The organism is Ralstonia chuxiongensis (assembly GCF_024158925.1).
Lineage (GTDB): Bacteria > Pseudomonadota > Gammaproteobacteria > Burkholderiales > Burkholderiaceae > Ralstonia > Ralstonia chuxiongensis.
In genome coordinates this window covers 799,470-825,539 of record NZ_JAMYWC010000002.1, presented here as the reverse complement: position 1 = coordinate 825,539, position 26,070 = coordinate 799,470, and the positions used below count along the sequence as shown (strand labels likewise).

Below are 26,070 nucleotides of genomic sequence, written 5' to 3'. Positions count from 1 at the left end.
GTCAAGCTTTACGGCCGCCGAGCAACGCAGCAGCCTTGGCAAACAGACCGTTGAACGGCTGTTTGGCCGGCTGCCCCTTGTGGGTTGGCTGCGCGGCTTGCGTGTTCGATGCGCGGCGTTGTTGGCCACCCTGCGCGCCTTGCCCATTGCCCTGGCCCTGGCCCTGACTTTGACCATTGCCTTGGCGCTGGCCGCGCGCTTGCGATTGGCCATTGCGCGGCTTCGGCGCAGCTTGGCCGTCACGTTGACCCTGCTGACCTTGCGCCTGACGTTGGCGGCTGCCGGCACCATTGCGACCCTGGCCTTGGCCTTGGCCTTGATTCTGACCCTGACCCTGACCGTTACCGCTCGACTCGCGACGCGGTTCGCGAGGTTCACGCGGGGCCCGCGGCTCGCGCGGCGCAGCGTTGCCACTGGCCTGGCGAGGCTGCTGGCTGCGCCCACCGCCCGGGCGGCCGCCGCGCGCGTTGCCGCCACGGCCCGCCGAGTTGCGCCCGTTCGGAATCGGCTCCGCCGCGATGGTTGGGTCCGGCTCGAAACCTTCCTGCACGGTGCGCGGCAGTTCACGCTTGATGAGGCGCTCAATGTCACGCAGCAAACCATGCTCGTCCACGCAGACCAGCGAAATCGCCTCGCCTTGCGCACCGGCACGGCCCGTGCGGCCGATACGGTGCACGTAGTCCTCGGGCACGTTCGGCAAGTCGAAGTTGACCACGTGCGGCAGTTGGTCGATGTCGATACCGCGCGCGGCGATATCGGTGGCAACCAGCACGCGCAGCGTTCCGGCCTTGAATTCCGTCAGCGCGCGCGTGCGTGCCGATTGGCTCTTGTTGCCGTGGATGGCCAGCGCGGGAATGCCGTCGCGCGTGAGCTGCTCAGCCAGGCGGTTCGCGCCATGCTTGGTGCGCGTGAACACCAGCACCTGGTGCCAGTCGTTGTCGCGCACGAGCTTGGCCAGCAGTTCGCGCTTGCGCTCGCGGTCGACCGGGTAGACGCGCTGCTCGACCGTCTCGGCCGTCGTGTTGCGGCGCGCGACTTCGATCAGCGCCGGCTTGTCGAGCAAGCGATCGGCCAATTCGCGAATGTCGTCAGAGAACGTTGCCGAGAACAGCAGGTTCTGACGCTTTGGCGGCAGGATGTTGAGGATCTTGCGGATGTCGTGGATGAAGCCCATGTCGAGCATGCGATCAGCTTCGTCCAGCACCAGCAGTTCAATATGCGACAGATCGATGGTGCGCTGGCCCACATGGTCCAGCAGGCGGCCCGGCGTGGCCACGACGATATCGATACCGCGCTTGAGTGCATCGATCTGCGGGTTGATGCCGACGCCGCCGAACATCACCATCGACTTCAGCGGCAGGTATTTGCCATAGGCGCGCACGCTTTCTTCCACCTGCGCGGCAAGCTCACGCGTGGGCGTCAGCACCAGCGCGCGGATCGGGAAGCGCATGCCCTGCGGCGTCTGCACTTTGTTCGGTTGCGAGGCAGACAGGCGATGCAGCAGCGGCAGCGTAAAACCGGCGGTCTTGCCGGTGCCGGTCTGGGCACCGGCGAGCAGGTCCCCGCCCTTGAGGATAGCGGGGATGGCCTGGCGTTGAATCGGAGTGGGTTCTGCGTAGCCGAGTTCGGCCACGGCGCGTACCAGCTTGTCTGACAAGCCGAGTTCGGAAAACGACATGGAAAAGCGATTGGACCGGCGTGTCCCGCGCATTCGTTCGTGCGCCAATCGTGGACAAAGCCTGGGTAGGTGACGGGGCGACTGGACCCCGGGGACTGCAAGAAGGGCGCTAGTTTAACAGGTGATGGTGTTTACCCCACCGGCGCCCGCAATGCCGCCAACGGCGCATTTACCACGTCCCCCAGCCGCTCCGCCAACGAATACCGCGCCATATACCGCCGGAAATGCGCGAGGAACGCGTCTTCAGCTGGCGCCAGACGCCGCTCCTTGTGCCACATCAGGTACAGATCGATGTCGGCAACACCCTCTTCAGGCGGCAGCCGCCACAAGCGCTGCTGCGCCACATCGTCCGCCACGATGTGCTCCGGCAGGCAGCCAATCCCATACCCCGCAAACACCAGCCGCTTGATCTCGTCCAGGCTCGGAGACGTGGCGACGATGCGACCGGTAAATCCCTGCTGATCCCGAAACACCGCCAGCGGCGATAGCGCATCGCCCAATTGGTCGCTCAAGAACGAAACGAAGTTCTCGCCGAGCAGATCGCTGATCGACAAGCCCATCCGCCCGAACAACCCGTGATGCCGCCCGCAGAACACGGCGTAGCGCTGGCGCAGGAACAGTTGCCGCTCGAGCTTTTCGACGGGCGTGCGGCACAGGCTCAGCCCAATGCCCGCCCGCTTTTGCGCAAGCGCATCGAGGATGTCCGTACTGCGCATCACTTCCACCTGCAGATCCACGCGCGGGTGATGGCGATGGAACGCCGCCAGGCATTCGTCGTACACGCCCGATTGGATGCGGCTGACCGTCAGCAGATGCAGCACGCCGCTCACATCGTCTTGCGGTTCACCAAGCTCTGAGCCGAGCCGCGCCACATTGCCGTAGACATCGGTGGCGATGCGCAACACGTCTTCGCCAACGCGCGTGAGGCGAAAGTGCGAGCCGCGCCGCTCAATCAGCGTGTGGCCGAGCTGATCTTCAAGGCGCCGCAGCGCGAGGCTGACCGCCGGCTGCGTGATGTGCAGCCGCACCGCCGCGCGACTGATGCTCCGCTCGTGGACGATGGTGAGAAAGGTGCGCAGCAGGTTCCAGTCAAGCCGGTCGCTGACCAGGGCGGGATCAAGAGCGGACGGATCCATGGCGGCGAATATGAGTTGAATTTATACAAACAATAAGTATTCAGAATTTGACTAATACCCGTCAAGCGGCAATAAACACGCATCGTCGCCTTGAAGCGGCGGGCTAAAAAATCTGTGAGGAGCTACACCATGCAACCGTCTCAACCCGGCGGGCGCCAGCCTGCGCGCGCGGCCACCGCCGCCTTTGTCGGCACCATGATCGAGTGGTACGACTTCTACATCTACGCTACCGCCGCTGCGCTCGTGTTCGGGCCGCTGTTCTTTCCGGGCGGCGATCCATTCCTCAGCACGCTCGCTTCGTTCGGCACGTTTGCCGTGGGCTTTTTCGCGCGGCCACTGGGCGGCATCGTGTTCGGCCATTGGGGCGACCGCATCGGTCGCAAGAAAGCGCTGATGATCACGCTCACGATGATGGGCCTGGCGACCATCGGTATCGGGCTGCTGCCGACGTATGCCACCGCCGGCGCCCTCGCGCCCGTGCTGCTGGTGCTGCTGCGCGTGGTGCAGGGCATCGCGGTCGGTGGCGAATGGGGCGGCGCGGTGCTGATGGCGGGCGAACACGCGCCCAAGGGCCGCCGCACGTTCTTCGCATCGTTTGCGCAACTGGGCAGCCCGGCCGGGTTGATTCTCTCGCTGCTGGCGTTTCGCCTCGTCACGTCGATGGAGAAGGATGCGTTCATGGACTGGGGCTGGCGTCTGCCATTCCTCGCCAGCTCTGTGCTGCTGCTGGTGGGCGTGGCGATCCGCCTGGGCGTGAATGAGTCGCCGGAGTTTGCGCAGGTGCAGGCGCAGCGCAAGACGGCCAAGCTGCCAATCGCCGAAGTCTGGCGCACGGCGCGTGTGCCGGTGCTGCTTTGCATTGGCGCTAACACCATCGGCATTGCGGGTGTGTACTTCACCAACACGTTCATGATCGCGTACACGACGCAGTATCTGTCGCTGTCGAAAACGCTGATTCTCGATTGCCTGTTTGTGGTCGCGTTCATCCAGTTCCTCGCCCAACCGTTGGCGGCATGGCTGGCGGAACGGCTTGGCGGCGCACGCTTCCTCAAGCTGATGGCACTGCTGGCAATGGCATCGCCGTATCCGATGTTCCTGCTGGTGCAGACGCGCCAGGCGCCGCTGATGGTGCTGGGCATTGCGCTGGCCGTGGTGTGCATGGCGAGCTTCTACTCGGTCATTGCGGGCTTCGTGTCGGGCGTGTTCGAAACGCGCGTGCGGTATTCGGCAATCTCGCTGTCATATCAGGTGTGCGGCGCAGTGGCGGGCGGGCTCACGCCGCTGGTCGGCACCATCCTCGCGCAGCGCTTCCATGGTGAATGGTGGCCGCTAGCGGTGTTCTACACGCTGCTCGCCGGTATCTCGCTGGTGTGCATTGCCGCCATCGATGTGCGCCAGCGCGGCCGTGCCACTGCCGGCGAGGCAGTCGGCGCATAACAGTCTCCCCACCCTTGCTTTACCCATGCTGACGTTCTTTCACCCTGAACAGCTTCTGCACCATCCGCAGAGCTATTACTCGCGCGGCAAGATGCGCACGCCGCAGGAAGTGCCGGAGCGCGCGCTGAATCTGCTGCAGGCGGCGCGCGACCTCGGCTTTACCATTGCGCGGCCCGAAGATCACGGCATCGCGCCGCTCACCGCCGTGCACGGCGAGCCCTATCTGCGCTTCCTGCAAGACGCTCATGCCGACTGGCTGCGCCTGCCCGAAGACTGGGGTGACGAGGTCATGTCGAACATCTTCGTGCGCGAGCCCAATGCGTTGCGCGGCGTGCTGGCCCAGGCCGCCCGCTACCTGGCAGACGGCAGTTGCCCAGTCGGCGAGAACACATGGCGATCGGCGTATTGGTCCGCACAGAGCGCAGCAGCCGGCGCGCAAGCCATCCTCCATGGCGAGCGCACGGCCTACGCGCTGTGCCGCCCGCCCGGCCATCATGCGCGCCGCGAGGCAGCCGGCGGCTTCTGTTATCTGAACAACGCCGCTATTGCCGCACAGGCGCTGCGCGGCAAATTCAGGCGCGTGGCCATTCTCGACACCGACATGCATCACGGTCAGGGCATCCAGGAGATCTTTTACGACCGCGCCGACGTGCTGTACATCTCCATCCATGGCGATCCGACCAACTTCTACCCGGTCGTCGCCGGCTTTGACGACGAGCGCGGTGCGGGCGATGGCCTGGGCCTGAACGTGAACCTGCCGATGCCGCATCGCTCGCCGGAATCGGTGTTCTTCGACAAGCTCGGGGATGCGATTGCGGCACTCGAACGCTTTCAGCCCGATGCGCTGGTGCTGTCGCTCGGCTTCGACATCTATCGCGAAGACCCGCAATCGCAGGTGGATGTCTCGACGCAGGGCTTCGGCCGGCTTGGCCATGCAGTTGGCGCGATCGGGCTGCCGACGCTGGTCGTCCAGGAAGGCGGCTATCACCTCCCCACCCTTGCACAAAACGCTGCCGCATTCTTTGGCGGCCTGACCTCCCTCCATCAGCCGGCCGGCTGACCCGCCAACCGGGGCGCAGACCTCCTTTAGCTTTTTGATGTTTGCGCCCACTCACTTTCCAAGCCACGTGTTTCATACGTTGGCTTGGCAACCTTCCTTCCTCTAGAGTCCCCGCTCGAATTGGGCGCTTGGCGTTTTCAAACGTCTGTTCCTAACATGCCCGGGCAACCCCATACACATGTTTGAATCGTACGTTCGAGCGCTGCACTGCAGCAATCGACCTCGATATCAGGCCTAAAAAAACGAGGTAGGAGACATGGGACGTCCTGGAGCAGGAGACACCAAGGGCCGCATTCTGGAAGCCACCGAACTGCTGTTCATCGAGTTCGGCTACGAGGCGATGTCGTTGCGGCAGATCACGGCGCGCGCCAAGGTCAATCTGGCTGCGGTCAACTATCACTTCGGCAGCAAGGAAGCGTTGATGCAGTCGGTGCTTGGGCGCAGGCTCGACCCGCTCAACACGCGCCGGCTGGCGCTGCTGACCGCGTGCGAAGAACGCTGGACCAAGGAACAACTGACCTGCGACCACGTGCTCGGCGCGCTGTTTGTGCCGGCGCTGCAGATGGCGCGCAACCCCGACACCGGCGGCCCTGCGTTCCTGCGCCTGATGGGGCGCGTGTATTCCGACACCTCGCCGTTCGTGCAGAACTATCTGCTCGGCCACTACGCGCTGGTGTTCGATCGCTTTTTCGAGGCCTTCTCGCGTGCGCTGCCGCACCTGCCGCGCGCAGAACTGGGCTGGCGCCTGCACTTTGCGCTCAAGGCACTGGCCGGCGTGCTGGCCGGGGACGACCTCAACAACCTGCTGCCGCTGTTCACGCAGGGCAAGACGATGAACGATGCCTCGCTGCTGGCACGCCTGACGGCGCTGGTGGTGGCCACGCTCAACGCCCCCCTGCCCGGCGAGGCCGGTGCGCTCGACCAGGTGGTCGAACTGGCCGAAGCCCAGGTGCCCACGCCCGTTGCGCAAGCGGACGATGCCGCCAATGGCAACGACAGCGGCAACGGCGGCTCCGGGCGCCACGTCGGGCACGGCAACGGCCGCAGCGCAGAACGCAGCCCGACGCACACCACCGCCTCGCCCTTTGCCGGTGACCTGTTCGGCCGCACACCCGCCGCACGCGCAAGCGCCGACGACGCCGCAGACGACCACGACGATCTCGGTGCCAATGCACACGACGATCATCACGGTGACGACAGCGATGGCGACGGCCCCGCGCCCTCCGCGCGCACCCGGGCATTGGCCGTTCGCCGCAGCAATGCAGCTCGCGCAATCTTCCCGGCCAATCCGATGCGCCCCTGGCGCAGCCCTAACGCCTGACAACCCAGGCCCGGCCACGATCTCCCGTGTGCGGGCACGGGAGTCGCTCGGGCAATTGGCAGGTGCCGCCCGTGTTCGAGACATCCGGCACATAGACGCATCGAATGGAGACCCTCATGACGACGATCTGGATCGTCCTGCTTTGCATCGGCGTGCTCGGGCTCGCCAGCATGGAAGCCTCGGCATTCGCCTGGCTGGTCGCGACCGCCGTGTGGCTGGTGGCCGGCGCTGGGCTGGGGCTGGTGGGCCCGGTGATGACCACGGTACTCGCCATCGTCTTTGTGCTGCCGGCGCTGGTGCTCGCGCTCAAGCCGCTGCGCCGGGCCCTCATCGCACGCCCGGTGCTGGCGATGTTCCGCAAGATCATGCCGGAGATGTCGCAAACGGAGCGCGACGCCATTGAAGCGGGCACCGTCTGGTGGGATGCCGAACTGTTCTCCGGCCGACCCAACTGGTCGCGATTGCTGTCTTCGCCGCCGCCGCGCCTGTCGGCGGAAGAGCAATCTTTCCTCGACGTCGAAACCGAAAAGCTCTGCGACTTGGCCAACGATTGGGAAAGTACGCAGATCTGGCAAGACCTGTCGCCCGACGCATGGGCCTATGCGAAGCGTGCCGGCTTCCTCGGCATGATCATCCCGAAGGAATACGGCGGCAAAGGCTTCTCGGCGTATGCGCATTCGCAGGTCATCATGAAACTGTCGACGCGCTGCTCCGCCGCAGCCGTGTCGGTCATGGTGCCCAACTCCCTCGGCCCGGCCGAACTGCTTCTGCACTACGGCACCGAAGCGCAGAAAAACCACTACCTGCCGCGCCTCGCACGCGGCGAAGAAATTCCCTGCTTTGCGCTGACCAACGCGTATGCCGGCTCTGATGCCGCAGCCATTCCTGATGTGGGCGTGGTCTGCCGCGGCATGCACGAAGGCCGCGAGACGCTCGGCTTTCGCGTGACGTGGAGCAAGCGCTACATCACGCTCGGCCCCATCGCGACGGTGCTGGGGCTGGCGTTTCGCGCGGTTGATCCGGATGGCTTGCTCGGTAGCGACAAGGAGCCCGGCATCACCTGCGCGCTCATTCCGACGAAGCATCCGGGCGTGAACATCGGGCGCCGCCATTGGCCGCTCAACGCGGTGTTCCAGAACGGCCCCAACTGGGGCAAGGACGTATTCATTCCCATCGATTGGGTCATTGGCGGCCAGGCGCAGGTGGGCCGTGGCTGGCGCATGCTGATGGAATGCCTGGCAGCGGGCCGTGCGATTTCGCTGCCGTCGTCCAACGTGGGCATGGCCAAGCTGGCTGTGCGCAGCACCGGTGCGTATGCCGCCGTGCGCCGCCAGTTCCGCACGCCCATCGGCAAGTTCGAGGGCATTCAGGAGGCGCTCGGCCGCATGGGCGGCAACCTGTACATGATGGATGCCGCGCGGCGTCTGTCTGCGCTGGCCGTAGACCTGGGCGAGAAGCCCTCGGTCATCTCCGCCATTGCCAAGTACCACGTCACGGAACGTGCGCGCGATGTGGTGACCGATGCGATGGACATCGTCGGCGGCAAAGGCATCTGCATGGGGCCGAACAACTTCCTGGCGCGTGCGTATCAGCAAGTGCCGATCGCCATCACGGTGGAAGGCGCGAACATCATGACGCGCTGCCTGATCATCTTCGGGCAGGGCGTGATCCGCTGCCATCCGTATGTGCTGCGCGAGATGACGGCCGCGCAAGGCGCCTATTCCCCCGAGACGCTGCGTGCGTTCGATGCAGCGCTGTTCGGCCACGGCGCGTTCATCGCGGGCAACCTGGTGCGTGCGTTCCTGCATGCGCTCTCCGGCGGGCGCGCGGCAAGTGCGCCGGGCAATGCCGCACCGGAAATGCAGCGCTATTACCAAGCCGTGAACCGATTCTCGACCGCGCTGGCGCTGTTGTCCGATGTGTCGATGTTCACGCTGGGCGGCACACTCAAGCGCCGCGAAAGCATCACGGGGCGGCTGGGCGACATCCTCTCGCAGATGTACCTGATCTCGTCCACGCTCAAGCGCTTTGAAGATGAGGGCCGCCCCGCCGAGGACGCGCCACTCGTGCATTGGTCGGTGCAGGACGCGCTGGTGAAGGCGCACGATGCGCTCGACGGCGTGTTGGCCAACTTCCCGAACGCGGGCATCGCGGCGCTGCTGCGTGTGCTGATCTTCCCGTTCGGCACGCCGTATCGCAGGCCGTCGGATGCGCTGGCTGCGCAGGTTGCCGAGCTGATGCAAACGCCGGGCGCAGTGCGCGATCGCCTGCTGGCAGACTCGTACTGCCCGACACCCGAGGTCGACCCCATCGCCTATGGCGAAGCGGCCTTCCGCCTGCAACCCGCGGTGGACGCGATCGAGCAACGCTTGAAGCCGGCCATCCGCGCTGGCAAGCTGCCGCCGGTGCCACAAAGCCTGCCCGATTTCGAAGCCTGGACCGCGCAAGCCGTCGCACAAAACCTCATCGACGAAGGCGAACGCAAACAACTGTGCGACTACGCGCGCTACGGCGAGCACGCAGTCGCCGTGGACGACTTCCCGCCCGACTTCAACCTGATGGCCGACCTGCAGCGCCGCAAGGATGCGCTCGATGCCCTGCAGGCTGCCGAGCGCCACGCAGCCTGATGGCCCAGGGGCCTGACAAACGACAACAACAACGATGCAAGACAAGTACCTCGATTTCGTCGGTTCCGGTTTCGGCAAGTGGCTGTCGGCCAACCTTGGCCTGCCACAGCCCGTGCCGTTGCGCCGTTATGTGCCGGGGGAACCGGAATTTGTCGGGCCGTTTCCGGTGGGCGCGGCGCCGGGTGGCTCCATGCGTGAGACGCTCGCCGCGCTGTTTGCCGAGGCCGGCGTACCCACGCGCTTTCATGAAAGCGATCCGGAATGGCTCGGCGCTGCCAACCGGCACGGGCAGATCACCGGCCGCTTTGTTGAGCCCACGGGCAAGGACGGCGACGCGTTCGATCGCATTGGCGGCATCGTTTTCGATGCCACGGGCATTGCGTCGATCGACGGCCTCGACGCGCTGTATCACGTGTTCCACGACGGCGTGCGCGCCATCGGCCGGTGTGGCCGCGTGGTCGTGATCGGTCGCCCGCCGGAGGCCTGCAAGACGCCCGAAACGGCGATTGCGCAGCGCGCGCTGGAAGGGCTCACGCGCTCGCTCGGAAAGGAAGTCAGGCGCGGCTGCACGGCGCAGCTCGTCTACGTAGCGGAAGGTGCGGAAAACGTGGCCGCGTCGACGCTGCGCTTTCTGCTGTCGGCACGCTCGGCCTATGTGTCGGGGCAGGTGGTGCGCGTGCATCGCGCCGCATCGGTCTCGGTGGATTGGCAGAAGCCGCTCGCGGGGCGCACCGCGCTGGTCACCGGCGCCTCGCGCGGCATCGGTGCAGCCATTGCGCACGTGTTGGCGCGTGATGGGGCGCGCGTGCTGTGCCTGGATGTGCCCGCCGCGCAGGAAGCGCTGAACGCCGTCGCGCAGGAGATCGGCGGTGAAGCCATGGCTTACGACATTGCCGCGCCCGAGACGCCCGCCCTGCTCGCGCAGCAACTTGCTGCATTGGGCGGCATCGACATCCTGGTGCACAACGCGGGCGTCACGCGCGACAAGACCATCGCCCGCATGACCGAAGCCGCGTGGCGCAGCGTCCTCGACATCAACCTCACAGCGCAATTGCGCATCAACGACGCGCTGCTTGCGGCCAATGCGCTGCATGCAGGCGGGGCCATCGTGTGCGTGTCGTCCATCAGCGGCATCGCGGGCAACCTGGGGCAGACCAACTACGCGACATCCAAGGCTGGCGTGATTGGCCTCGTGCAGGCTGCCGCCCCGTTGCTGGCCGAACGCGGCATCACCATCAACGCCGTGGCGCCGGGCTTTATCGAAACGCAGATGACAGCGGCCGTGCCGTTTGCCATCCGTGAAGCCGGCCGCCGCATGAACGCGATGAGCCAGGGTGGTCAGCCGGTCGACGTGGCCGAGACGATTGCGTGGTTCGCCAACCCCGCGTCGAACGGCGTGACAGGCAACATCGTGCGCGTGTGCGGGCAAAGCCTGCTAGGAGCCTGAGGCGACCATGCGCTCGCTAGCCCTGCCCTATCCGATGATCGCGACCCAGACGCTGGTGACCGAGCCGCCGTCGCCGGGTGCACTGGCGTGGCGCGCGCTGTTGTCGCAACGCAAGGGCAGGCGCGGCGGGCCGCTGCCCCGCCACACGCTGGTGCGCCGGGAAGTGCCGCTTGAGGCCGAACACATCGCGCAGTACGCGGCGGTGTGCGGTTTCTCCTCGGCGCATGGCGTGCCGATGACATATCCGCATCTGCTGGGCTTTCCGTTGCAACTGATGCTGATGACGGAATCGGCGTTTCCGTATCCGGTGATCGGCCTGGTTCACCTGTGCAACACGATCCGCCAGCACCAGCATCTGCAGGCTGGCGAGCGCGTGCGCGTGGAAGTGCGCCCACGCAGATTGTTCCACCATGCACGCGGGCAGGCGTTCGCTATTGAAACGACCATCGTCAGAGGCAGTGCGGTGGTGTGGGAATCGCTTTCCACGTATCTGCGCGTGGGCGTGACTTCTCCGCAGGGTGCGCCGTTGATTGCGCTGCCAAATGCGCAGGACTTGTCGCCCGTCGGCCACTGGGATGTGCCTGCCGACACCGGCCGACGCTACGCCGGTGTGTCTGGCGACTGGAACCCCATCCACGTATCCAACATCGGCGCGAAGCTGTTCGGCTTTGCGCAACCCATTGCCCACGGAATGTGGACGAAGGCCCGTGCGCTGGCCGCGCTGCTGCCGACCGCGCCGCTCACGCAAGGCGAAGTGGCGGTCGAGTTCAAGACGCCGCTATCGCTGCCCGGGGCGGCGACGCTGTGGCAAGCCAACGAAGCGACTCCCGGTCGCGCATTTGAAGTGCGCAACGCTGCGGGCGACAAACCCTATCTGCGCGGCATGCTGACGCTGCCGCAAGCACAACAAGAAAACACGGGAGACTGAATCCATGCTCGTCAACGCGCAGGTGCGCCGCGTCGCCATCCTCGGGGGTAACCGCATTCCGTTCGCGCGCTCGAACACGGCCTACGCCACGGCGTCGAACCAGCAGATGCTGACCGCCGCGCTGCAGGGCCTGATCGACCGCTTCAACCTCCACGGCCAGCGCCTGGATGAAGTCGTGGCCGGCGCCGTCATCAAGCACGCGCGCGATTTCAACCTCACGCGCGAAACGGTGCTCTCAACCACGCTCGCCAAGCAGACGCCCGCATACGACATCCAGCAGGCATGCGGCACGGGGCTGGAAGCGGCCATCCTCGTCGCCAACAAGATCGCGCTGGGGCAGATCGACGTGGGCATTGCCGGCGGCACGGATACCACGTCCGATGCGCCCGTTGGGCTCAACGAGAAGATGCGCAAGATCCTGCTGGAGGCCAACCGGGCCAAGTCCACCGGCGCGCGCGTCAAAGCGCTGGCCGGCCTGCGGCCGTCGATGTTCGTGCGCCCCCTGCTGCCGCGCAACAGCGAGCCGCGCACCGGCCTGTCGATGGGCGAACACTGCGAGTTGATGGCCAAGCGCTGGGGTATCCGCCGCGAAGATCAGGACGCGCTGGCCCTGCGCAGCCACCACAACCTCACGGCCGCTTACGAGCGCGGTTTCTTCACCGATCTGATGACCGCCCACCTGGGGCTGGATCGCGACAACAACCTACGCAGCAACCTGACCATCGAGCAACTGGCAAAGCTGCAGCCCGTGTTCGATCGCAGCGCGGCCGGCACCATGACCGCCGGCAACTCCACGCCGCTCACCGACGGCGCATCGTGCGTGCTGCTTGCCAGCGAAGACTGGGCGCGTGAGCACAACCTGCCCGTGCTGGCCTACATGACCTGCGCGGATACGGCTGCCGTCGATTTCTTCAGCGGCACGCCGGAGCAAAACGAAGGGCTCTTGATGGCGCCGGCCTATGCCGTCTCGCGCATGCTGCAACGCGCGGGGCTCACGCTGCAGGACTTCGATTACTACGAGATCCACGAAGCCTTTGCCGCCCAGGTACTCAGCACGCTGGCCGCGTGGGAATCGCCCGAATACTGCCGCGAAAAGCTCGGTCGCAATGCACCCATGGGCAGCATCGACCGCAGCAAACTCAACGTGAATGGCAGCTCACTGGGCACGGGCCATCCGTTTGCCGCCACGGGTGGGCGCATTGTCGCCACGCTGGCCAAGATGCTGGCGCAGCGCGGCAGCGGCCGCGGCCTGGTGTCGATCTGCGCTGCGGGCGGACAAGGCGTGGTGGCCATTCTGGAGCGCCCCGAAACGATGTCGCATTGAACCTTCGGGCCAATACGGGAACGGCCCGACCCGAGAACCCGCGCGGCACATAACAAAACCACGCCGCGTTTTTCATGGACGGAGACACCATGGACACCGTTGCCGACCGCAACAGCCTTACCGACCGCATCTGGCTGAAGTCGTACCCCGAAGGCGTACCCGCCGAAATCAACCCCGATCGCTATCACTCGCTGGCCGAGGTGTTTCGCGAATCGGTGGAGAAGTACCGCACCCGCGTCGCCTACGTGAGTGTCGGCACCGAGATGACCTACGACGAATGCGAACGCCAGGCCAAGCAGTTTGCGGCGTGGCTGCAATCGCGCGGCGTGAAGAAAGGCGACCGCGTAGCGATCATGTTGCCCAACAGCCTGCAGTACCCGGTGTGCCTGTTCGGCACGCTGCTGGCCGGCGCCATCGTCGTCAACGTCAACCCGCTGTACACGGTGCCAGAACTGGCGCACCAGCTGCGCGATTCCGGCGCGCAGACAATCGTCGTGCTGGAGAACTTCGCCCGCACGCTGGAGCAGGCGCTGCCCGGCAGCGATATCCGCAACATCGTCATTACCGGCATTGGCGACCTGATGGGCGGCGCGATCAACCTCAAGGGCCGCGCGCTGAACTTCGTGATGCGCCACGTGCAGAAGCAGGTACCGCCCTACAAGCTGCCGTCGCCGGTCTGGCTGCGCGATGCGCTGGCCGTCGGCGGCTCACGCGCGATGCAGCCGCTGCAACTGGCGCCGGAAGACATTGCCTTCCTGCAATACACCGGCGGCACCACGGGCGTGGCCAAGGGCGCGATGCTCACCCACCGCAACATCATCGCCAACCTGTTGCAGGCCGAAGAGTGGTCCAAGAGCATGCTCAACGGCGGCGTGGAAACCAACGTCACACTGCTGCCGCTGTATCACATCTTCTCGCTCACGGTGAACCTGCTGATGTTCATGACGCTTGGCGGGCGCAATATCCTGATCGCCAATCCGCGCGACACCAAGCGCGTGATCTTCATCCTGCGCAACGAGCGCTTCTCGGGCATTGCGGGTGTGAACACGTTGTTCAATGCGCTGCTGGAAGATCCGGACTTTGCCAAGCGCGATTTCTCGGCCATGAAAATCACCATCGGTGGCGGCATGGCAGTGCAGCGTGCGATTGCGCAGCGCTGGAAAGAGGTCACGGGCCACACCATCGTTGAAGGCTATGGGCTGACGGAATGCTCGCCAGTCGTGTCGATGAACCCGCCGCAGGTGACCGAATTCAGCGGCACGATCGGGCTGCCCGCGCCGTCCACCGAAGTGCGCTTCAAGCGCGACGACGGCACGATCGCGCCGCTGGGCGAACCCGGCGAACTGCAGGTGCGTGGGCCGCAAGTCATGCGCGGCTACTGGCAGCGCCCGGATGAAACTGCCAAATCCATCGACGCTGAAGGCTGGTTCTCGACCGGCGACATCGGCGTGATGGACGCCAACGGCTACATCCGCCTGATCGACCGCAAGAAGGACATGATCCTGGTCTCGGGTTTCAACGTGTACCCGAACGAGATCGAAGACGTGGTGGCGCTGCACCCCGAAGTGCTGGAGGTGGCGGCCATTGGCGTGCCCGACCCGGTGGCTGGCGAGCGCGTGAAGATCATCGTGGTGCCGCGCAGCGGCGCGCTGACCGAGCCCGCGCTGCTCGAACACTGCCGCGCCCATCTGACCGGCTACAAGATGCCGCGCATCGTCGAGTTCCGCCATGAAGAGTTGCCCAAGTCGACGGTGGGCAAGATCCTGCGCCGCGAACTGCGCGATGCCGATCCGGACATCAAGCGCGCCCGCGCGCAGGCGCAGCAATAACAACATCACCGGAGACTTGTATGCGCTTGCGTACTCTCGCCCTGGCCATGGTGCTGGCAGGCGCCGCACACGCCTGGGCCCAGCCCGCCACGCCGGATGCTTCCCTGCCTGCGGCAGCCGCACCGGCGGCCACATCGCAATCGGCCGCCATTGGCGGCTTTGCCGCCATGGACATCGCCAGACAGACGGCTTGGCTCGGCAGCCAGGTCCACGCCAACGCGTTTGCGGGCTGGTCTGACGAAGACGTCCTCGCCATGGCGCAGGCCATGAAGCCCGAAACGCTGGTGCGCTGGCTCAAGGGTGAGGCGGCCAAGCTGCCCGAATATGAATACCGCATGCGCCGCCAGGAACGCGTGAAAGACCAGTGGCAAAGCCAGCCGGCGCTCATGCTCATCCGCTACCGCAACGCACCGCGCCAGGTCTACGCGCGCTGGCTCAAGGGCGGTTCGCACGCTGGTCAGGAAATCATCTACGACGAAACCGTGCGCAAGGACGAGATGTACGGCCACCTGGGTGGGCTCGTCGGTTTCGTGGCGATCTGGAGTGCGCTGGATGGCTCGCTGGCCAGATCGCAGTCGAACCACACGGCGCGGGAGCTTGGGCTGCAATTCATCGTCGATACGCTCGAACGCGACGGACGTGCCCACTTGGCAGCCGGCGGCAGCGGCAAGTTCAGCGAAGCCAAGATGGTGACCGAAGACGGTGAGCGCATGCTGCGGCTGACCTGGGATGCGCCAAGCGGACCGCCCACGTTCTACGCCAAGCGCGTGCGCCTGTATTTCGACCTCAAAAACCCGTGGGTGCGCATTGAAGAAGCGTGGGATGAATCGGGCAATCAGCTCGAGAAAATCGTCATTGAGAGCGTGACGCGCAAGACCTGGAACGACCAGACTTTCAACCCTAAAAATCCGGAATACAAATTTTAGACAGCAGCCCGGAGACCGTTGTGGGCCAAGGCTCCGCCGACCGGTGGAGAGTATGAAACGAGACTAGGGGAAACCCCTTGTTGCGTGCGTACACGCTAGAGGAAAACTTCGATCATCGCAGCGCAACCGAACAAAAGCGCTGCGTTATGCTGCGGAAACACAAATCGCCACACCAAGGCGTGATAACAATCCAATCCAGAGAGACAACCACATGAACCGCACCGCCCTCCGCCTTGCTGCAGCCCTTGCCTGCGCTGCCGCCAGCACCCTTGCTGCCCCCCTGGCTCACGCCCAATCCACCGCAGAGGCCAACGTGGCCGCAAGCGCCAGCAGCGGTAGCGGCAGTGGCATCAGCAGCAGCAGTGGTGGCGGCTTCAGCGGTTTCATGGACAACTACGTCTGGGGCCGCAACGTCATGGCACTGGGCTGGTTCTACATCCGCCCGATGGATTCGGCCACGCCCCTGACCACCACCACCAGCGCACTGGGCCTGGGCACCTATCAGTCGCCAGGAACTGACGTGAAAGTCAGTAACGCCAATACGCTGTCGCTCACGTTCACGCACTTCTTTACCGACAACATTGCCGGTACGTTCGTGGGTGGCGTGCCTCCCAAGTTCAACCTGTATGGCAGCGGCAATGTGATCGCGCCGGTGCCGGTTGTTGGGCCGCTGACGCTGATCAACCTGGGCCTGCCGCAAAACAACCCGGTCGCCACCGTGCGTGAATGGAGCCCGGCAATCGTCGCGCAGTACTACTTCGGCACCAAGGAAAGCAAGCTGCGCCCGTTTGTCGGCGCAGGCGTCAGCTACAACTTCTTCACCAACCTGAAGCTGAACCAGAACTTCGTCAACGGCCTGCAAAACCTGGGTCAGGTGCTGCAGCTCGGCATGGGCCAGGTTCCGACGGGCCCGGCCAAGGTGACGGCGGAAACGTCCAGCTCGTGGACGCCGGTCGCCAACGTGGGCGTGTCGTATGAGTTTGCCAAGAACTGGACCGCCATCGGCACGGTGTCGTACCTGCCGCTGAAGACGACCTCCACCATCACGATCCGCAGCCAGCAAGGCCAGGTGTTGGCGGTCAACAAGACCGACATCAAGGTCGACCCGATCGTGTTCGGGCTGGCTGTGGGTTACAAGTTCTAAGCCGCAGAATTGCTCCATCGCAAAACGCCACCTCCGGGTGGCGTTTTTCATTGCGGCGCGACCCGATATCATGGCGGACTGTTACGCGCCGATTTGCGCGCCGATTCCCGGATTCCCCGCCCCGCACCTACGTCACATCCATGAGCCAGCCTTCCATCGCCATCGTCGGAGCCGGCATTGCCGGTGTTGCCTGTGCCAACGCGCTTGCCGCAGAAGGCATTGCCACCACGGTCTATGAGCGCGCGGGCGGTGTGGGGGGCCGGCTGGCCACCACGGTGCTGCCCGAGTCCGCCCCCGCGTATGCGTTCGACCACGGCGCGCAGTCATTCAACGTGCGCAGCGAAGCCTTCCGCCGCGCGGTAGATGCCGCTGGCCGTCAGGGCTCGGTGCTGCCGTGGCCCGCGCGCTGGGGCCATCGCACGGTCGACGCCCTGAAAGCCGATTCACGCGACGAAGCCCGCTACGTCGGCCTGCCCGGCATGGGCGCGCTGGTGCGCAGCCTGGCCGCGCCGCTGGATGTGCGCTTCGGCCACGCCGTCACGCATGTGGCGCACGATGGCCGGCGCTGGACGATTGAGCGCAACGGCACGGAGACCGCGCAGGCCGACATCATCGCGCTGGCCCTGCCCGCGCCCGAACTGCCGGCGCTGTTTCATGGCGCCACGCCGGCGTCGCTGCAGGAAGCCATCGCCCCGGTGCACTACGCCCCGTGCTGGGCGCTGATGATGGGTTTTGCGCAACCGCTGGACCTGCCGTATGACGGCATCCGCATCGACGACGACATGCTCGCCTGGGCCGCCCGTGACAACACCAAACCGGGCCGCGTCATGGTCGATGAATCCTGGGTGGTGCATGCGTCGCCGGCCTGGTCAGCCGCGCATGTCCAGGACACGCCCGAACAGGCGCTCCACGCCATGCACGCCCGCTTTGCCGAAGCCTTCCCGGGCACGCCGCAGCCCGATCTGATGGCCGCGCACCTGTGGCCACACGCGCTGGTGGAGCAGTCCGCCGGTATGCCCTGCCACTGGGACGCCGCCGCCCGCCTGGGTGCCTGCGGTGACTGGTGCGAAGGCCCGCGCGTGGAAGCCGCGTTCCTGAGCGGCGTCGCCTTGGCCGCCAAGATTGCCGAAGCGCTATAAGACTTCGCCCCGGAACGCTACAATATCGGGTTGTCTCGTGTTTCGTGTGCCGGGTCGCTCACCCGGCGGTGGCTTTCTTCTGACGACGCCATGCGCACCCGACGCCAAGTCCTCGCCCTCGCCTTTGCTGCCGTTGCTGCGGCATCGGCGCCGCTGCTGTCCCACGCGCAAGTGCTGCGTAACATTCCGGCGACGGCTCCGGCAGCCCAGTTGACCATCAATTCGGCCAACTCCGGCACGCTGAGTACCGGTAGCACCGGGCTTGTCCGCATCCTGCTGTTGGGTTTCGGGAGCACCAGCGCCGATATCCGCTTCGCCCCCGGCGTGCGGATTCTGTCGCTGGATGGGCGGCTGCTGCCACCGGGTTCGGTGGTCGGCCAGACGTTCAAGGTGCGCTATCAGCTCGATCTGTATCAGCAGTTGCTGACAGCCTGGGTTGTCAGCGATGACGATTACAAGGCTGCGGTGGCCGCTCAAAGTCAGGCGCAAGCGCAGTCTCAGTAGTCAGAGCACCCCACGAAGCACGTGCCCCCAGGTCAACCACTGTGAACGGCACATGAAAAAAGTCTTCATCAAAACCTACGGCTGCCAGATGAACGAGTACGACTCGGACAAGATGTCCGACGTGCTCAATGCGGCTGAAGGCCTCGTCCCCACCGACACGCCCGAAGATGCGGACGTGATCCTCTTCAACACATGCTCCGTGCGCGAGAAAGCGCAGGAGAAGGTGTTCTCCGAACTCGGCCGCGTGAAGGCGCTCAAGGCGCTCAAGCCGGATCTCGTGGTCGGCGTGGGCGGCTGCGTCGCCAGTCAGGAAGGCGCGTCCATCGTGGCGCGCGCACCGTACGTAGACGTGGTGTTCGGCCCACAGACGCTGCACCGCCTGCCGGAGCTGATCGCAGCGCGCCGCCGCACGGGCCGGTCGCAGGTCGATGTGTCGTTCCCCGAAATCGAAAAATTCGACCACCTGCCGCCCGCGCGCGTTGATGGCGCCACCGCTTTCGTGTCGATCATGGAAGGCTGCTCGAAATACTGCAGCTACTGCGTGGTGCCGTACACGCGCGGCGAAGAAGTCTCGCGCCCGTTCGACGACGTGCTGGCCGAAGTGGCTGGCCTGGCCGAACAGGGCGTGCGCGAAGTCACGCTACTGGGCCAGAACGTGAACGCGTACATCGGCAAGATGGGCGACACCAGCGAACGCGCAGATTTCGCGTTGCTGCTCGAGTACGTGGCCGAGATTCCGGGCATCGAGCGCATCCGCTACACGACCAGCCACCCGAAGGAATTCAGCTCGCGCCTGATCGAGGCCTATGCCACCAACCCGAAGCTGGTCGACCACCTGCACCTGCCGGTGCAGCATGGCTCCGACCGCATCCTGATGGCGATGAAGCGGGGCTACACGGTGCTCGAATACAAGAGCAGCATCCGCAAGCTGCGCGCGATCCGGCCGAACATCTCGATCGCCACCGACTTCATCGTCGGTTTCCCGGGCGAGACCGATGCGGACTTTGCAAAGACGATGGACCTGATTCACGAGATCGGCTACGACACCTCCTTCAGCTTCATCTACAGCCCGCGTCCTGGCACGCCGGCCGCCAACCTGCACGACGATACGCCGCAAGCCGTCAAGCTCGAACGCCTGAAACATTTGCAGGCGACCATCGAAGAAAACGTAGCGCGCATCAGCCAAGGCATGGTCGGCAGCGTGCAGCGCATTCTGGTGGAAGGCCCGTCGCGCAAGGATCCGACCGAACTGCACGGCCGCACCGAGAACAACCGCGTCGTCAACTTCGCACTGCCCGATCTGCCGCAGGCGCGCCGCGAACAGCTGATCGGCCAGATGTTGGACGTGCGCATCGTGCACGCCTTCCCGCATTCGCTGCGTGGCGAAGTGGCGGAACAGCGTACGGCCAGCGCAACTCACTGATCATCAACACAACCTGACTTGATGAAACCCACCACCGCAGAATTCACAGCGCCGAAGAACGACAACACGCGCCTGCAGAACCTGTGCGGGCCGCTGGACGAGAACCTGCGCCAGATCGAGCAAGCGCTGGACGTGACCATCAACCGGCGCGGCAGCAAGTTCACCGTGCGCGGCGCCAACGCGCAAGGCGCGGCCAACGCGCTGGAAACGTTCTACAACAGCGCAGCACGTGACCCGCTGTCGGTAGACGATATCCAGCTTGGCCTGGTGGAAACCCGCCAAGTGGCTGCGCACGGCGCTTACCTGCCGGAATCGAGCGCCGACGTGCCGGACGGCAATGATCTGTCGCCGGTGCTGCATACGCGGCGCACCGATCTGCACGGCCGCACAGCGATGCAGCGCGAGTACCTGCGTAGCATCCTATCGCACGACCTGTCGTTTGGCATCGGCCCGGCGGGTACGGGCAAGACGTATCTGGCCGTGGCCTGCGCGGTGGATGCGCTGGAGCGCGACGCCATCAAGCGCATCGTGCTGACACGCCCGGCAGTGGAAGCTGGCGAGCGCCTGGGCTTCCTGCCCGGCGATCTCGCGCAAAAGGTGGACCCGTACCTGCGCCCGCTGTACGACGCGCTGTACGACCTGCTTGGCTTCGACAAGACGCAGAAGATGTTCGAGCGCCAGATGATCGAAATCGCGCCGCTGGCGTACATGCGCGGGCGCACGCTCAATCACGCCTTCATCATCCTGGACGAAGCCCAGAACACCACGCCGGAACAGATGAAGATGTTCCTCACGCGGATCGGCTTCGGCTCCAAGGCAGTGATTACCGGCGACACAACGCAGATCGATCTGCCGCGCGGCCAGAAGAGCGGCCTGATCGAAGCGCAGCATGTGCTGCGTGACGTGCGCGGCGTAGCGATGACGCGCTTTACCAGCGTCGACGTGGTGCGGCACCCACTGGTGGCCCGCATCGTCGAGGCCTATGACGAATTCCATGCCCAGCATAAAGATGCATAAGGACGCCTGAACGTGGCTAAAGCAAAGACCGATACCAAAGCAAAACCCAAGAAAACCCAACCCGCGGCGGCCGAGTCATTCGGCCCACGTGTCGACGTGTTCGACGCCCAAGGCAAACCCAAGACGGTCGACGCCAGCGCGCTGCGCATCGCATTTGCCGATGGTCGCAGCCTGATCCTCGGTCTGCCGAATACCGTGGACGGGCCGATCACGCTGGTTGCCGAGCACGCCGACGCCGATATGCACGCCATGCTCTCGCTGCGCCCCGAGCACCACGACAGCATCACGTTGCGCATCGAAACCCAGGCCGCTGAGTTGGCCGACTCCAAGGAAGAAGCCTTCGATGACGACACTGCCGGCGCCGAGATGCTCACGCTCGACCTGACGGTGCAGTACGGCGACGAACTCAAGGCTGCCGCTCGCAAGGCGTTGCCGAAGGAACGCGACATCGAGGCGTGGATCGCCCCGGCACTGTTTGCCGATGCGCAACTCAACGTGCGCTTTGTCGGCGAAGAAGAAGGCCGCACGCTCAACCGCACCTACCGCGGCAAGGACTACGCCACCAATGTGCTGACCTTCTCGTACGCAGAGAGCGCGGAAGACCCGGTCTCCGCCGACATCGTGCTGTGCTGCGCGGTGGTCGAAAAGGAAGCGAAGGAACAGAAGAAGCCGCTGCTCGCGCACTACGCGCATCTGATCGTGCACGGCGCGCTGCACGCCCAGGGCTACGACCACGAAGACGCAGCCGATGCAAAGGAAATGGAAGGCATCGAAACGGAGATCCTCCGCGACCTCGGTTTTGCCGATCCGTACGCAGATCGTTAAAGCGCCACGCGCTTGATATTCAGACGCCGGCTTCGCGCCGGCGTTTTGCTTTTTCATGTTCCATTCTTGCAGCATGCCGTTTCAACGGTGAATCAACCCGCATTGACGAAAACCCAGTCCTGACAACGGTTTCCGGGTTTTCCTCCGCCATTCGGCGCATGCTCGCGCCGTTCGAATCGCGCATACACGTCGCACAGGCCGTCCGCCATCCGGGACCCTCGCTGCTCTCCGTATGGCGCATGGGTTTTGCCGTAGCGATTTCTATCCTCCACGCATAAGCCGCCGCTCGAGCGCGCTTCACGAATTCGGCGCAAACGAGCGCCATCGGCCAGCCTGCGCACAGACGGCAAGGCCACCGCGGGGAGGTCATCATGCGTCAACGCTTCATGGATAGCATTCCGTGGGCCACGCTGCTGCTTGGCGTGGGTGTCGGCACGGCGCTGGCAGTCACGCCACGCATTGCACACGCTGATCACAAGCAATCGTGCTATGCGGGCATCGTCGTCGTATTTGACGGCGCGTGGCATCCGGGCGCGGTGGTCGGTTGCCGCACGGTCAACATCTCCGACAGCAACAACGTGATCGGCGCAGAGGTGAACCTGATGGTCGCGCAAGGCACCATCCGGCCGCGTGTGCAGGCGGTGGTGGGCAGCACGAGCGTGCAGGCACTCATTGGCGGCGGCTACGACTTTGCGAGCAGCAAGGCGCTGGTGGGCGTCGGAGCCACGGGCGACCACTGGCTCGCAGGCGTCGATATGGAAATCGCCGGACGTTGGACAGCCTACGGCGGCGCGAGCACGCTGGGCCGGTATCACAGCAATTCGCATCCCGCAGACCCGGCACCGGCCGCAACCGCGCCGACGAGCAACAACGACGCGCCGCCACCCAACGGCAACAACACGCCGCCGTCCAAGCCCAGTCCCACACCGGCACCGGCACCTGGCGCATCGCCCAGCCCCAGCCCCACTCCGGCCCCAATACCCAGCCCGGGGCCGAGTCCGACGCCATCCCCGAGTCCCACACCGACACCGACACCGACACCGACACCCACACCCACACCGACACCAGTCCCAACGCCAACGCCGAGCCCATCGCCAGTCCCATCGCCGTGTGGAAGCTGCCACGGAGGCGATCACCATCCCGGGCACCACCATGATCACGATCATGATCACGGCGGTCATCACGGTGGCGATCACGACCATGGCGGCGACGGCAACCACAGCGGTGACCACGATCATGGCGGCGACGGCAACCACGGCGGTGATCACGATCATGGCGGCGACGGCAACCACGGCGGTGATCACGACCACGGCGGCAACGGCAATCACGGCGGCAATCACGATCATGGCGGCGATGGCAACCACGGCGGCAATCACGACCACGGCGGCGATGGCAACCATGGCGGTGATCACGACCACGGCGGTGATCACGACCATGGTGGCGATGGCAACCACAGCGGCGACCACGACCACGGCGACGATGGCAACCACAACGGTGACCACGACCATGGTAGCGAACGCGACGACTCAGGGGGGCACAGCCAGCATCATGGTCGGGGCGAAGGCGACCAAGGCCAGAACGACAATCACCAAGGCAACGAAGGCAGCAACACGCACGACAACGGCCAGCAACGCGGCGGCGACGGCGGACGCGACTGACCGCTCCCCCTTCGGCAGAAGGTCCGTCCTTAACGCGCCCGAACCCGGCCTCCAGATGTGAAATAAAACGCACTTCCGGAGGCCGGGCGGCCACCCCGCGTCATCGGGACGGCAGGGCTTTTGGTGTATGCTGGGCCGATGTTTAACGACGCGCGACCGCGCCATGAATGATCCGTATCCCAGTCCGAAGCCAGCCGACAAACCCCGTACGCTGCTGGAACGCCTGACCGACCTCATCTCGCCCGAGCCCGAATCGCGGGCCGAGCTGCTCGAAATCCTCCAAGACGCCCATGCGCGCAACCTGATCGACGCCGACTCCCTGTCGATGATCGAGGGCGTCTTCCAGGTCTCAGACCTGTGTGCGCGCGACATCATGATCCCGCGCGCGCAGATGGACGCGCTCAACATCGCCGACGCGCCGTCAGAATTCATCCCGTTCGTGCAAGAAGCCGCGCATTCGCGCTTCCCCGTCTACGAGGGCAGCCGCGACAACATCATCGGCATCCTGCTCGCCAAGGACCTGCTGCGCTTCTATACGGACGAACGCTTCGACGTGCGCGACATGCTGCGCCCGGCCGTGTTCATCCCCGAATCCAAGCGACTGAACGTGCTGTTGCGCGACTTCCGCGTCAACCGCAACCACATCGCCATCGTCGTTGACGAATATGGCGGGGTGGCCGGCCTCATCACCATCGAAGATGTGCTCGAGCAGATCGTCGGCGACATCGAGGACGAATACGACTTCGACCAGGAAGAAGACAACATCCTGCCGACCGCCGATGGCCACATGCGCGTGCGCGGGCTGACCGAAATCAGCCAGTTCAACGAAGCCTTCGGCACGCATTTCTCCGACGAAGACGTCGATACCGTGGGCGGGCTGCTGTCCAACCACCTGGGCCGCGTGCCGCACCGGGGCGAGAAGATCGTCATGGGCACGCTGCAGTTCGACGTACTGCGCGCCGATGCGCGCCAAGTGCAGGTGCTGCTCGTGCGCCGCCTCACCACGCCGGCCGGCGGCAATGCCACGACCGACACTTCTGGTTCCCACCCCGCCTGATCCTTCCGTGCCCGCTCAGTTCTCTTCCCCTGCCGCACCGTCCCGTCGGCAGGACGCCCAAGCTGTGCCGCTCGCGCGGCTGCGTTTTGCGATGCCGCTGGCAGCGCTGCTTGGCGTCATGCATACGCTGTCGTTCGCGCCGAACCACTGGTGGTGGCTGCAGATCCTCTCGCTAACGGGGTTGGCCGCGCTCGTGCAGCGCGCACCGCGCTTGCGTGATGCGGCATGGGTCGGCTATGCGTTCGGGCTCGGCTGGTTCCTGTCGGGCGTGTGGTGGCTCTTCATCAGCATGCACGTCTACGGCGACATGCCGGCATGGATGGCCGCCCTGGCCGTGCTCCTATTCGCCGGCTACCTGGCGCTGCATCCAGCGCTGGCGGTGTGGGCATGGCAGTGGCTAACGCGACGCGGACGGTGGTCTGGTACCGCATCCGCGCTGGTATTTGGCGCGGCATGGGCCGTCACGGAGTGGCTGCGCGGCACGGTCTGGACGGGCTTTCCCTGGATCAACGGCGGCTACGCACACACCGATGGCCCACTGGCCGGCTATGCGCCGCTGGTGGGCGTCTACGGCATCGTGCTGATCGCCGCCGTTCTGGCCGGTCTGCTGTGCGTCGCGGCCGAGCGCCGCCTGCACTGGCTGCCGGGCATCGCCGGTGCGCTCGTGCTGGTGGCGGGCTGGCCGCTGCACGGCATTGCGTGGACGCAACCGGTGGGCAAGCCCATTTCCGTACGCCTCTTGCAGGGCAACGTGCCGCAGGACGTGAAGTTCCAGCAGACCGGCATCGAACGCTCGCTGGAGCTGTACGCCAAGATGGTCACCGAGAAACCCGCACAACTCGTGGTCACGCCCGAGACGGCCTTCCCGATCATGATTCAGGAGATGCCGCAGGAGATCGCGCTGGCCATCCGCACCTATGTGGATACCACCGGCTCCAGCGTGCTCTTTGGCGCCGCCAGCGAGGACTCACGCGTCGATTACACCAACAGCGTGTTCGGCGTCGGCCCGCAATTCCAGGGCGTCTACCGCTACAACAAGCACCACCTCGTGCCGTTCGGCGAGTTCATCCCCTTCGGTTTCCACTGGTTCGTCAACATGATGAACATGCCGCTGGGCGACTTCCGGCGCGGCCTGCCCGTGCAGCCGCCCATGGCGGTGGCCGACCAACGCGTCGCACCCAACATCTGCTACGAGGATTTGTTTGGCGAGGAAATTGCCGCCTCGCTGCGACATGCGGATCAGCCTGCCACGATGCTCGCCAACGTGACGAACCTTGCTTGGTTTGGCGACACCATCGCGCTGGACCAGCACCTGCAGATCTCGCGCATGCGCGCGCTGGAAACGGGCCGCCCGATGCTGCGCGCCACCAACACGGGAGCGACCGCCGTGGTGCGGCCGGACGGCAGCGTACAGGCCCGCCTGCCCGTCTTCACGCTTGGCGCGCTGCAGACTGACGTGCAGGGCATGCAAGGCTTGACGCCATTCGTGCGGGCCGGCAACGCGCCTGCGCTGGGCCTGGGTGCGCTGGTTCTGCTGGTGGCATTCGTGCGCCGCCGCCGGGCATCGGCAGATTGATCGTTCAGCGTCCG

20 protein-coding genes are annotated in these 26,070 nt (G+C 65.2%); 18 read left to right on the top strand and 2 right to left on the bottom strand.

Going from position 1 to position 26,070, the window contains the following annotated elements:
- Position 1 precedes the first annotated feature (1 nt).
- Together NKG59_RS08515 and NKG59_RS08510 are read right to left on the bottom strand one after the other, a co-directional pair.
- Positions 2 to 1,678, bottom strand: a complete 1,677-nt coding sequence (locus NKG59_RS08515; protein ID WP_253536367.1) for a DEAD/DEAH box helicase — start codon at positions 1,676 to 1,678, stop codon at positions 2 to 4.
- 131 nt (positions 1,679 to 1,809) lie between these two features.
- Complete coding sequence (locus tag NKG59_RS08510) at positions 1,810 to 2,814, bottom strand: LysR family transcriptional regulator (RefSeq protein ID WP_253536366.1); 1,005 nt, start codon at positions 2,812 to 2,814, stop codon at positions 1,810 to 1,812.
- Positions 2,815 to 2,943: 129 nt separating this feature from the next.
- Here NKG59_RS08510 and NKG59_RS08505 point away from each other — a divergent pair, with 129 nt between their 5' ends.
- From NKG59_RS08505 to lnt, 18 genes are all read left to right on the top strand, one after another.
- Entirely contained in the window at positions 2,944 to 4,251 is a 1,308-nt protein-coding gene (locus NKG59_RS08505; protein ID WP_045203711.1) for an MFS transporter, read from the top strand.
- A 25-nt stretch (positions 4,252 to 4,276) separates the two neighbouring features.
- On the top strand, positions 4,277 to 5,311 hold the full coding sequence (locus NKG59_RS08500; protein ID WP_253536365.1) for a histone deacetylase family protein: 1,035 nt from the start codon (positions 4,277 to 4,279) through the stop codon (positions 5,309 to 5,311).
- Between the two features lie 256 nt (positions 5,312 to 5,567).
- A complete protein-coding gene (locus NKG59_RS08495) occupies positions 5,568 to 6,632 on the top strand; it encodes a TetR/AcrR family transcriptional regulator (protein WP_253536364.1) in 1,065 nt (354 codons plus the stop codon).
- A 116-nt stretch (positions 6,633 to 6,748) separates the two neighbouring features.
- Complete coding sequence (locus NKG59_RS08490; RefSeq protein WP_253536363.1) at positions 6,749 to 9,259, top strand: acyl-CoA dehydrogenase; 2,511 nt, start codon at positions 6,749 to 6,751, stop codon at positions 9,257 to 9,259.
- Positions 9,260 to 9,293: 34 nt separating this feature from the next.
- Positions 9,294 to 10,706 (top strand): 3-oxoacyl-ACP reductase, encoded by a 1,413-nt coding sequence (locus NKG59_RS08485; protein ID WP_253536362.1) that lies wholly within the window; start codon positions 9,294 to 9,296, stop codon positions 10,704 to 10,706.
- A 7-nt stretch (positions 10,707 to 10,713) separates the two neighbouring features.
- Positions 10,714 to 11,634 carry a MaoC family dehydratase gene (locus NKG59_RS08480; protein WP_253536361.1) on the top strand — a complete coding sequence of 307 codons (921 nt, stop codon included), beginning with the start codon at positions 10,714 to 10,716 and terminating at the stop codon, positions 11,632 to 11,634.
- 4 nt (positions 11,635 to 11,638) lie between these two features.
- Positions 11,639 to 12,958, top strand: a complete 1,320-nt coding sequence (locus tag NKG59_RS08475; RefSeq protein ID WP_253536360.1) for an acetyl-CoA C-acetyltransferase — start codon at positions 11,639 to 11,641, stop codon at positions 12,956 to 12,958.
- Positions 12,959 to 13,047: 89 nt separating this feature from the next.
- On the top strand, positions 13,048 to 14,787 hold the full coding sequence (locus NKG59_RS08470; RefSeq protein ID WP_253536359.1) for an AMP-binding protein: 1,740 nt from the start codon (positions 13,048 to 13,050) through the stop codon (positions 14,785 to 14,787).
- 20 nt (positions 14,788 to 14,807) lie between these two features.
- Positions 14,808 to 15,713 carry a DUF1571 domain-containing protein gene (locus tag NKG59_RS08465; RefSeq protein WP_253536358.1) on the top strand — a complete coding sequence of 302 codons (906 nt, stop codon included), beginning with the start codon at positions 14,808 to 14,810 and terminating at the stop codon, positions 15,711 to 15,713.
- A gap of 211 nt (positions 15,714 to 15,924) precedes the next feature.
- Complete coding sequence (locus tag NKG59_RS08460) at positions 15,925 to 16,857, top strand: OmpW/AlkL family protein (RefSeq protein ID WP_253536357.1); 933 nt, start codon at positions 15,925 to 15,927, stop codon at positions 16,855 to 16,857.
- A 140-nt stretch (positions 16,858 to 16,997) separates the two neighbouring features.
- Positions 16,998 to 17,996, top strand: coding sequence for an NAD(P)/FAD-dependent oxidoreductase (locus tag NKG59_RS08455; protein ID WP_253536356.1), 999 nt, complete (start codon positions 16,998 to 17,000; stop codon positions 17,994 to 17,996).
- A 90-nt stretch (positions 17,997 to 18,086) separates the two neighbouring features.
- A complete protein-coding gene (locus NKG59_RS08450; protein ID WP_045203722.1) occupies positions 18,087 to 18,500 on the top strand; it encodes a hypothetical protein in 414 nt (137 codons plus the stop codon).
- 52 nt (positions 18,501 to 18,552) lie between these two features.
- The gene (gene miaB / locus NKG59_RS08445) at positions 18,553 to 19,923 is read left to right on the top strand and encodes a tRNA (N6-isopentenyl adenosine(37)-C2)-methylthiotransferase MiaB (protein ID WP_045203723.1); all 1,371 of its coding nucleotides are present in this window, start codon (positions 18,553 to 18,555) and stop codon (positions 19,921 to 19,923) included.
- A gap of 21 nt (positions 19,924 to 19,944) precedes the next feature.
- On the top strand, positions 19,945 to 20,940 hold the full coding sequence (locus tag NKG59_RS08440; protein ID WP_253536355.1) for a PhoH family protein: 996 nt from the start codon (positions 19,945 to 19,947) through the stop codon (positions 20,938 to 20,940).
- Between the two features lie 12 nt (positions 20,941 to 20,952).
- Positions 20,953 to 21,765, top strand: coding sequence for an rRNA maturation RNase YbeY (ybeY, locus tag NKG59_RS08435; RefSeq protein ID WP_253536354.1), 813 nt, complete (start codon positions 20,953 to 20,955; stop codon positions 21,763 to 21,765).
- 371 nt (positions 21,766 to 22,136) lie between these two features.
- Entirely contained in the window at positions 22,137 to 23,423 is a 1,287-nt protein-coding gene (locus NKG59_RS08430) for a hypothetical protein (protein WP_253536353.1), read from the top strand.
- A 163-nt stretch (positions 23,424 to 23,586) separates the two neighbouring features.
- Positions 23,587 to 24,480, top strand: coding sequence for an HlyC/CorC family transporter (locus tag NKG59_RS08425; protein ID WP_253536352.1), 894 nt, complete (start codon positions 23,587 to 23,589; stop codon positions 24,478 to 24,480).
- Between the two features lie 64 nt (positions 24,481 to 24,544).
- Entirely contained in the window at positions 24,545 to 26,056 is a 1,512-nt protein-coding gene (gene lnt, locus NKG59_RS08420) for an apolipoprotein N-acyltransferase (RefSeq protein ID WP_253536477.1), read from the top strand.
- The last annotated feature ends 14 nt before the right edge of the window (positions 26,057 to 26,070 follow it).

Excerpts from the sequence above, each read along its gene's own strand:
- NKG59_RS08440 (WP_253536355.1), top strand. The coding sequence starts at position 19,945 with ATGAAACCCACCACCGCAGAATTCACAGCGCCGAAGAACGACAACACG.
- NKG59_RS08450 (WP_045203722.1), top strand. The coding sequence starts at position 18,087 with ATGCGCACCCGACGCCAAGTCCTCGCCCTCGCCTTTGCTGCCGTTGCT.
- miaB (WP_045203723.1), top strand. The coding sequence starts at position 18,553 with ATGAAAAAAGTCTTCATCAAAACCTACGGCTGCCAGATGAACGAGTAC.
- NKG59_RS08455 (WP_253536356.1), top strand. The coding sequence starts at position 16,998 with ATGAGCCAGCCTTCCATCGCCATCGTCGGAGCCGGCATTGCCGGTGTT.
- NKG59_RS08485 (WP_253536362.1), top strand. The coding sequence starts at position 9,294 with ATGCAAGACAAGTACCTCGATTTCGTCGGTTCCGGTTTCGGCAAGTGG.
- NKG59_RS08425 (WP_253536352.1), top strand. The coding sequence starts at position 23,587 with ATGAATGATCCGTATCCCAGTCCGAAGCCAGCCGACAAACCCCGTACG.
- NKG59_RS08480 (WP_253536361.1), top strand. The coding sequence starts at position 10,714 with ATGCGCTCGCTAGCCCTGCCCTATCCGATGATCGCGACCCAGACGCTG.
- NKG59_RS08510 (WP_253536366.1), bottom strand. The coding sequence starts at position 2,814 with ATGGATCCGTCCGCTCTTGATCCCGCCCTGGTCAGCGACCGGCTTGAC.
- NKG59_RS08430 (WP_253536353.1), top strand. The coding sequence starts at position 22,137 with ATGCGTCAACGCTTCATGGATAGCATTCCGTGGGCCACGCTGCTGCTT.
- NKG59_RS08515 (WP_253536367.1), bottom strand. The coding sequence starts at position 1,678 with ATGTCGTTTTCCGAACTCGGCTTGTCAGACAAGCTGGTACGCGCCGTG.
- NKG59_RS08505 (WP_045203711.1), top strand. The coding sequence starts at position 2,944 with ATGCAACCGTCTCAACCCGGCGGGCGCCAGCCTGCGCGCGCGGCCACC.
- NKG59_RS08490 (WP_253536363.1), top strand. The coding sequence starts at position 6,749 with ATGACGACGATCTGGATCGTCCTGCTTTGCATCGGCGTGCTCGGGCTC.
- NKG59_RS08465 (WP_253536358.1), top strand. The coding sequence starts at position 14,808 with ATGCGCTTGCGTACTCTCGCCCTGGCCATGGTGCTGGCAGGCGCCGCA.
- NKG59_RS08475 (WP_253536360.1), top strand. The coding sequence starts at position 11,639 with ATGCTCGTCAACGCGCAGGTGCGCCGCGTCGCCATCCTCGGGGGTAAC.
- NKG59_RS08500 (WP_253536365.1), top strand. The coding sequence starts at position 4,277 with ATGCTGACGTTCTTTCACCCTGAACAGCTTCTGCACCATCCGCAGAGC.
- NKG59_RS08460 (WP_253536357.1), top strand. The coding sequence starts at position 15,925 with ATGAACCGCACCGCCCTCCGCCTTGCTGCAGCCCTTGCCTGCGCTGCC.
- NKG59_RS08495 (WP_253536364.1), top strand. The coding sequence starts at position 5,568 with ATGGGACGTCCTGGAGCAGGAGACACCAAGGGCCGCATTCTGGAAGCC.
- NKG59_RS08470 (WP_253536359.1), top strand. The coding sequence starts at position 13,048 with ATGGACACCGTTGCCGACCGCAACAGCCTTACCGACCGCATCTGGCTG.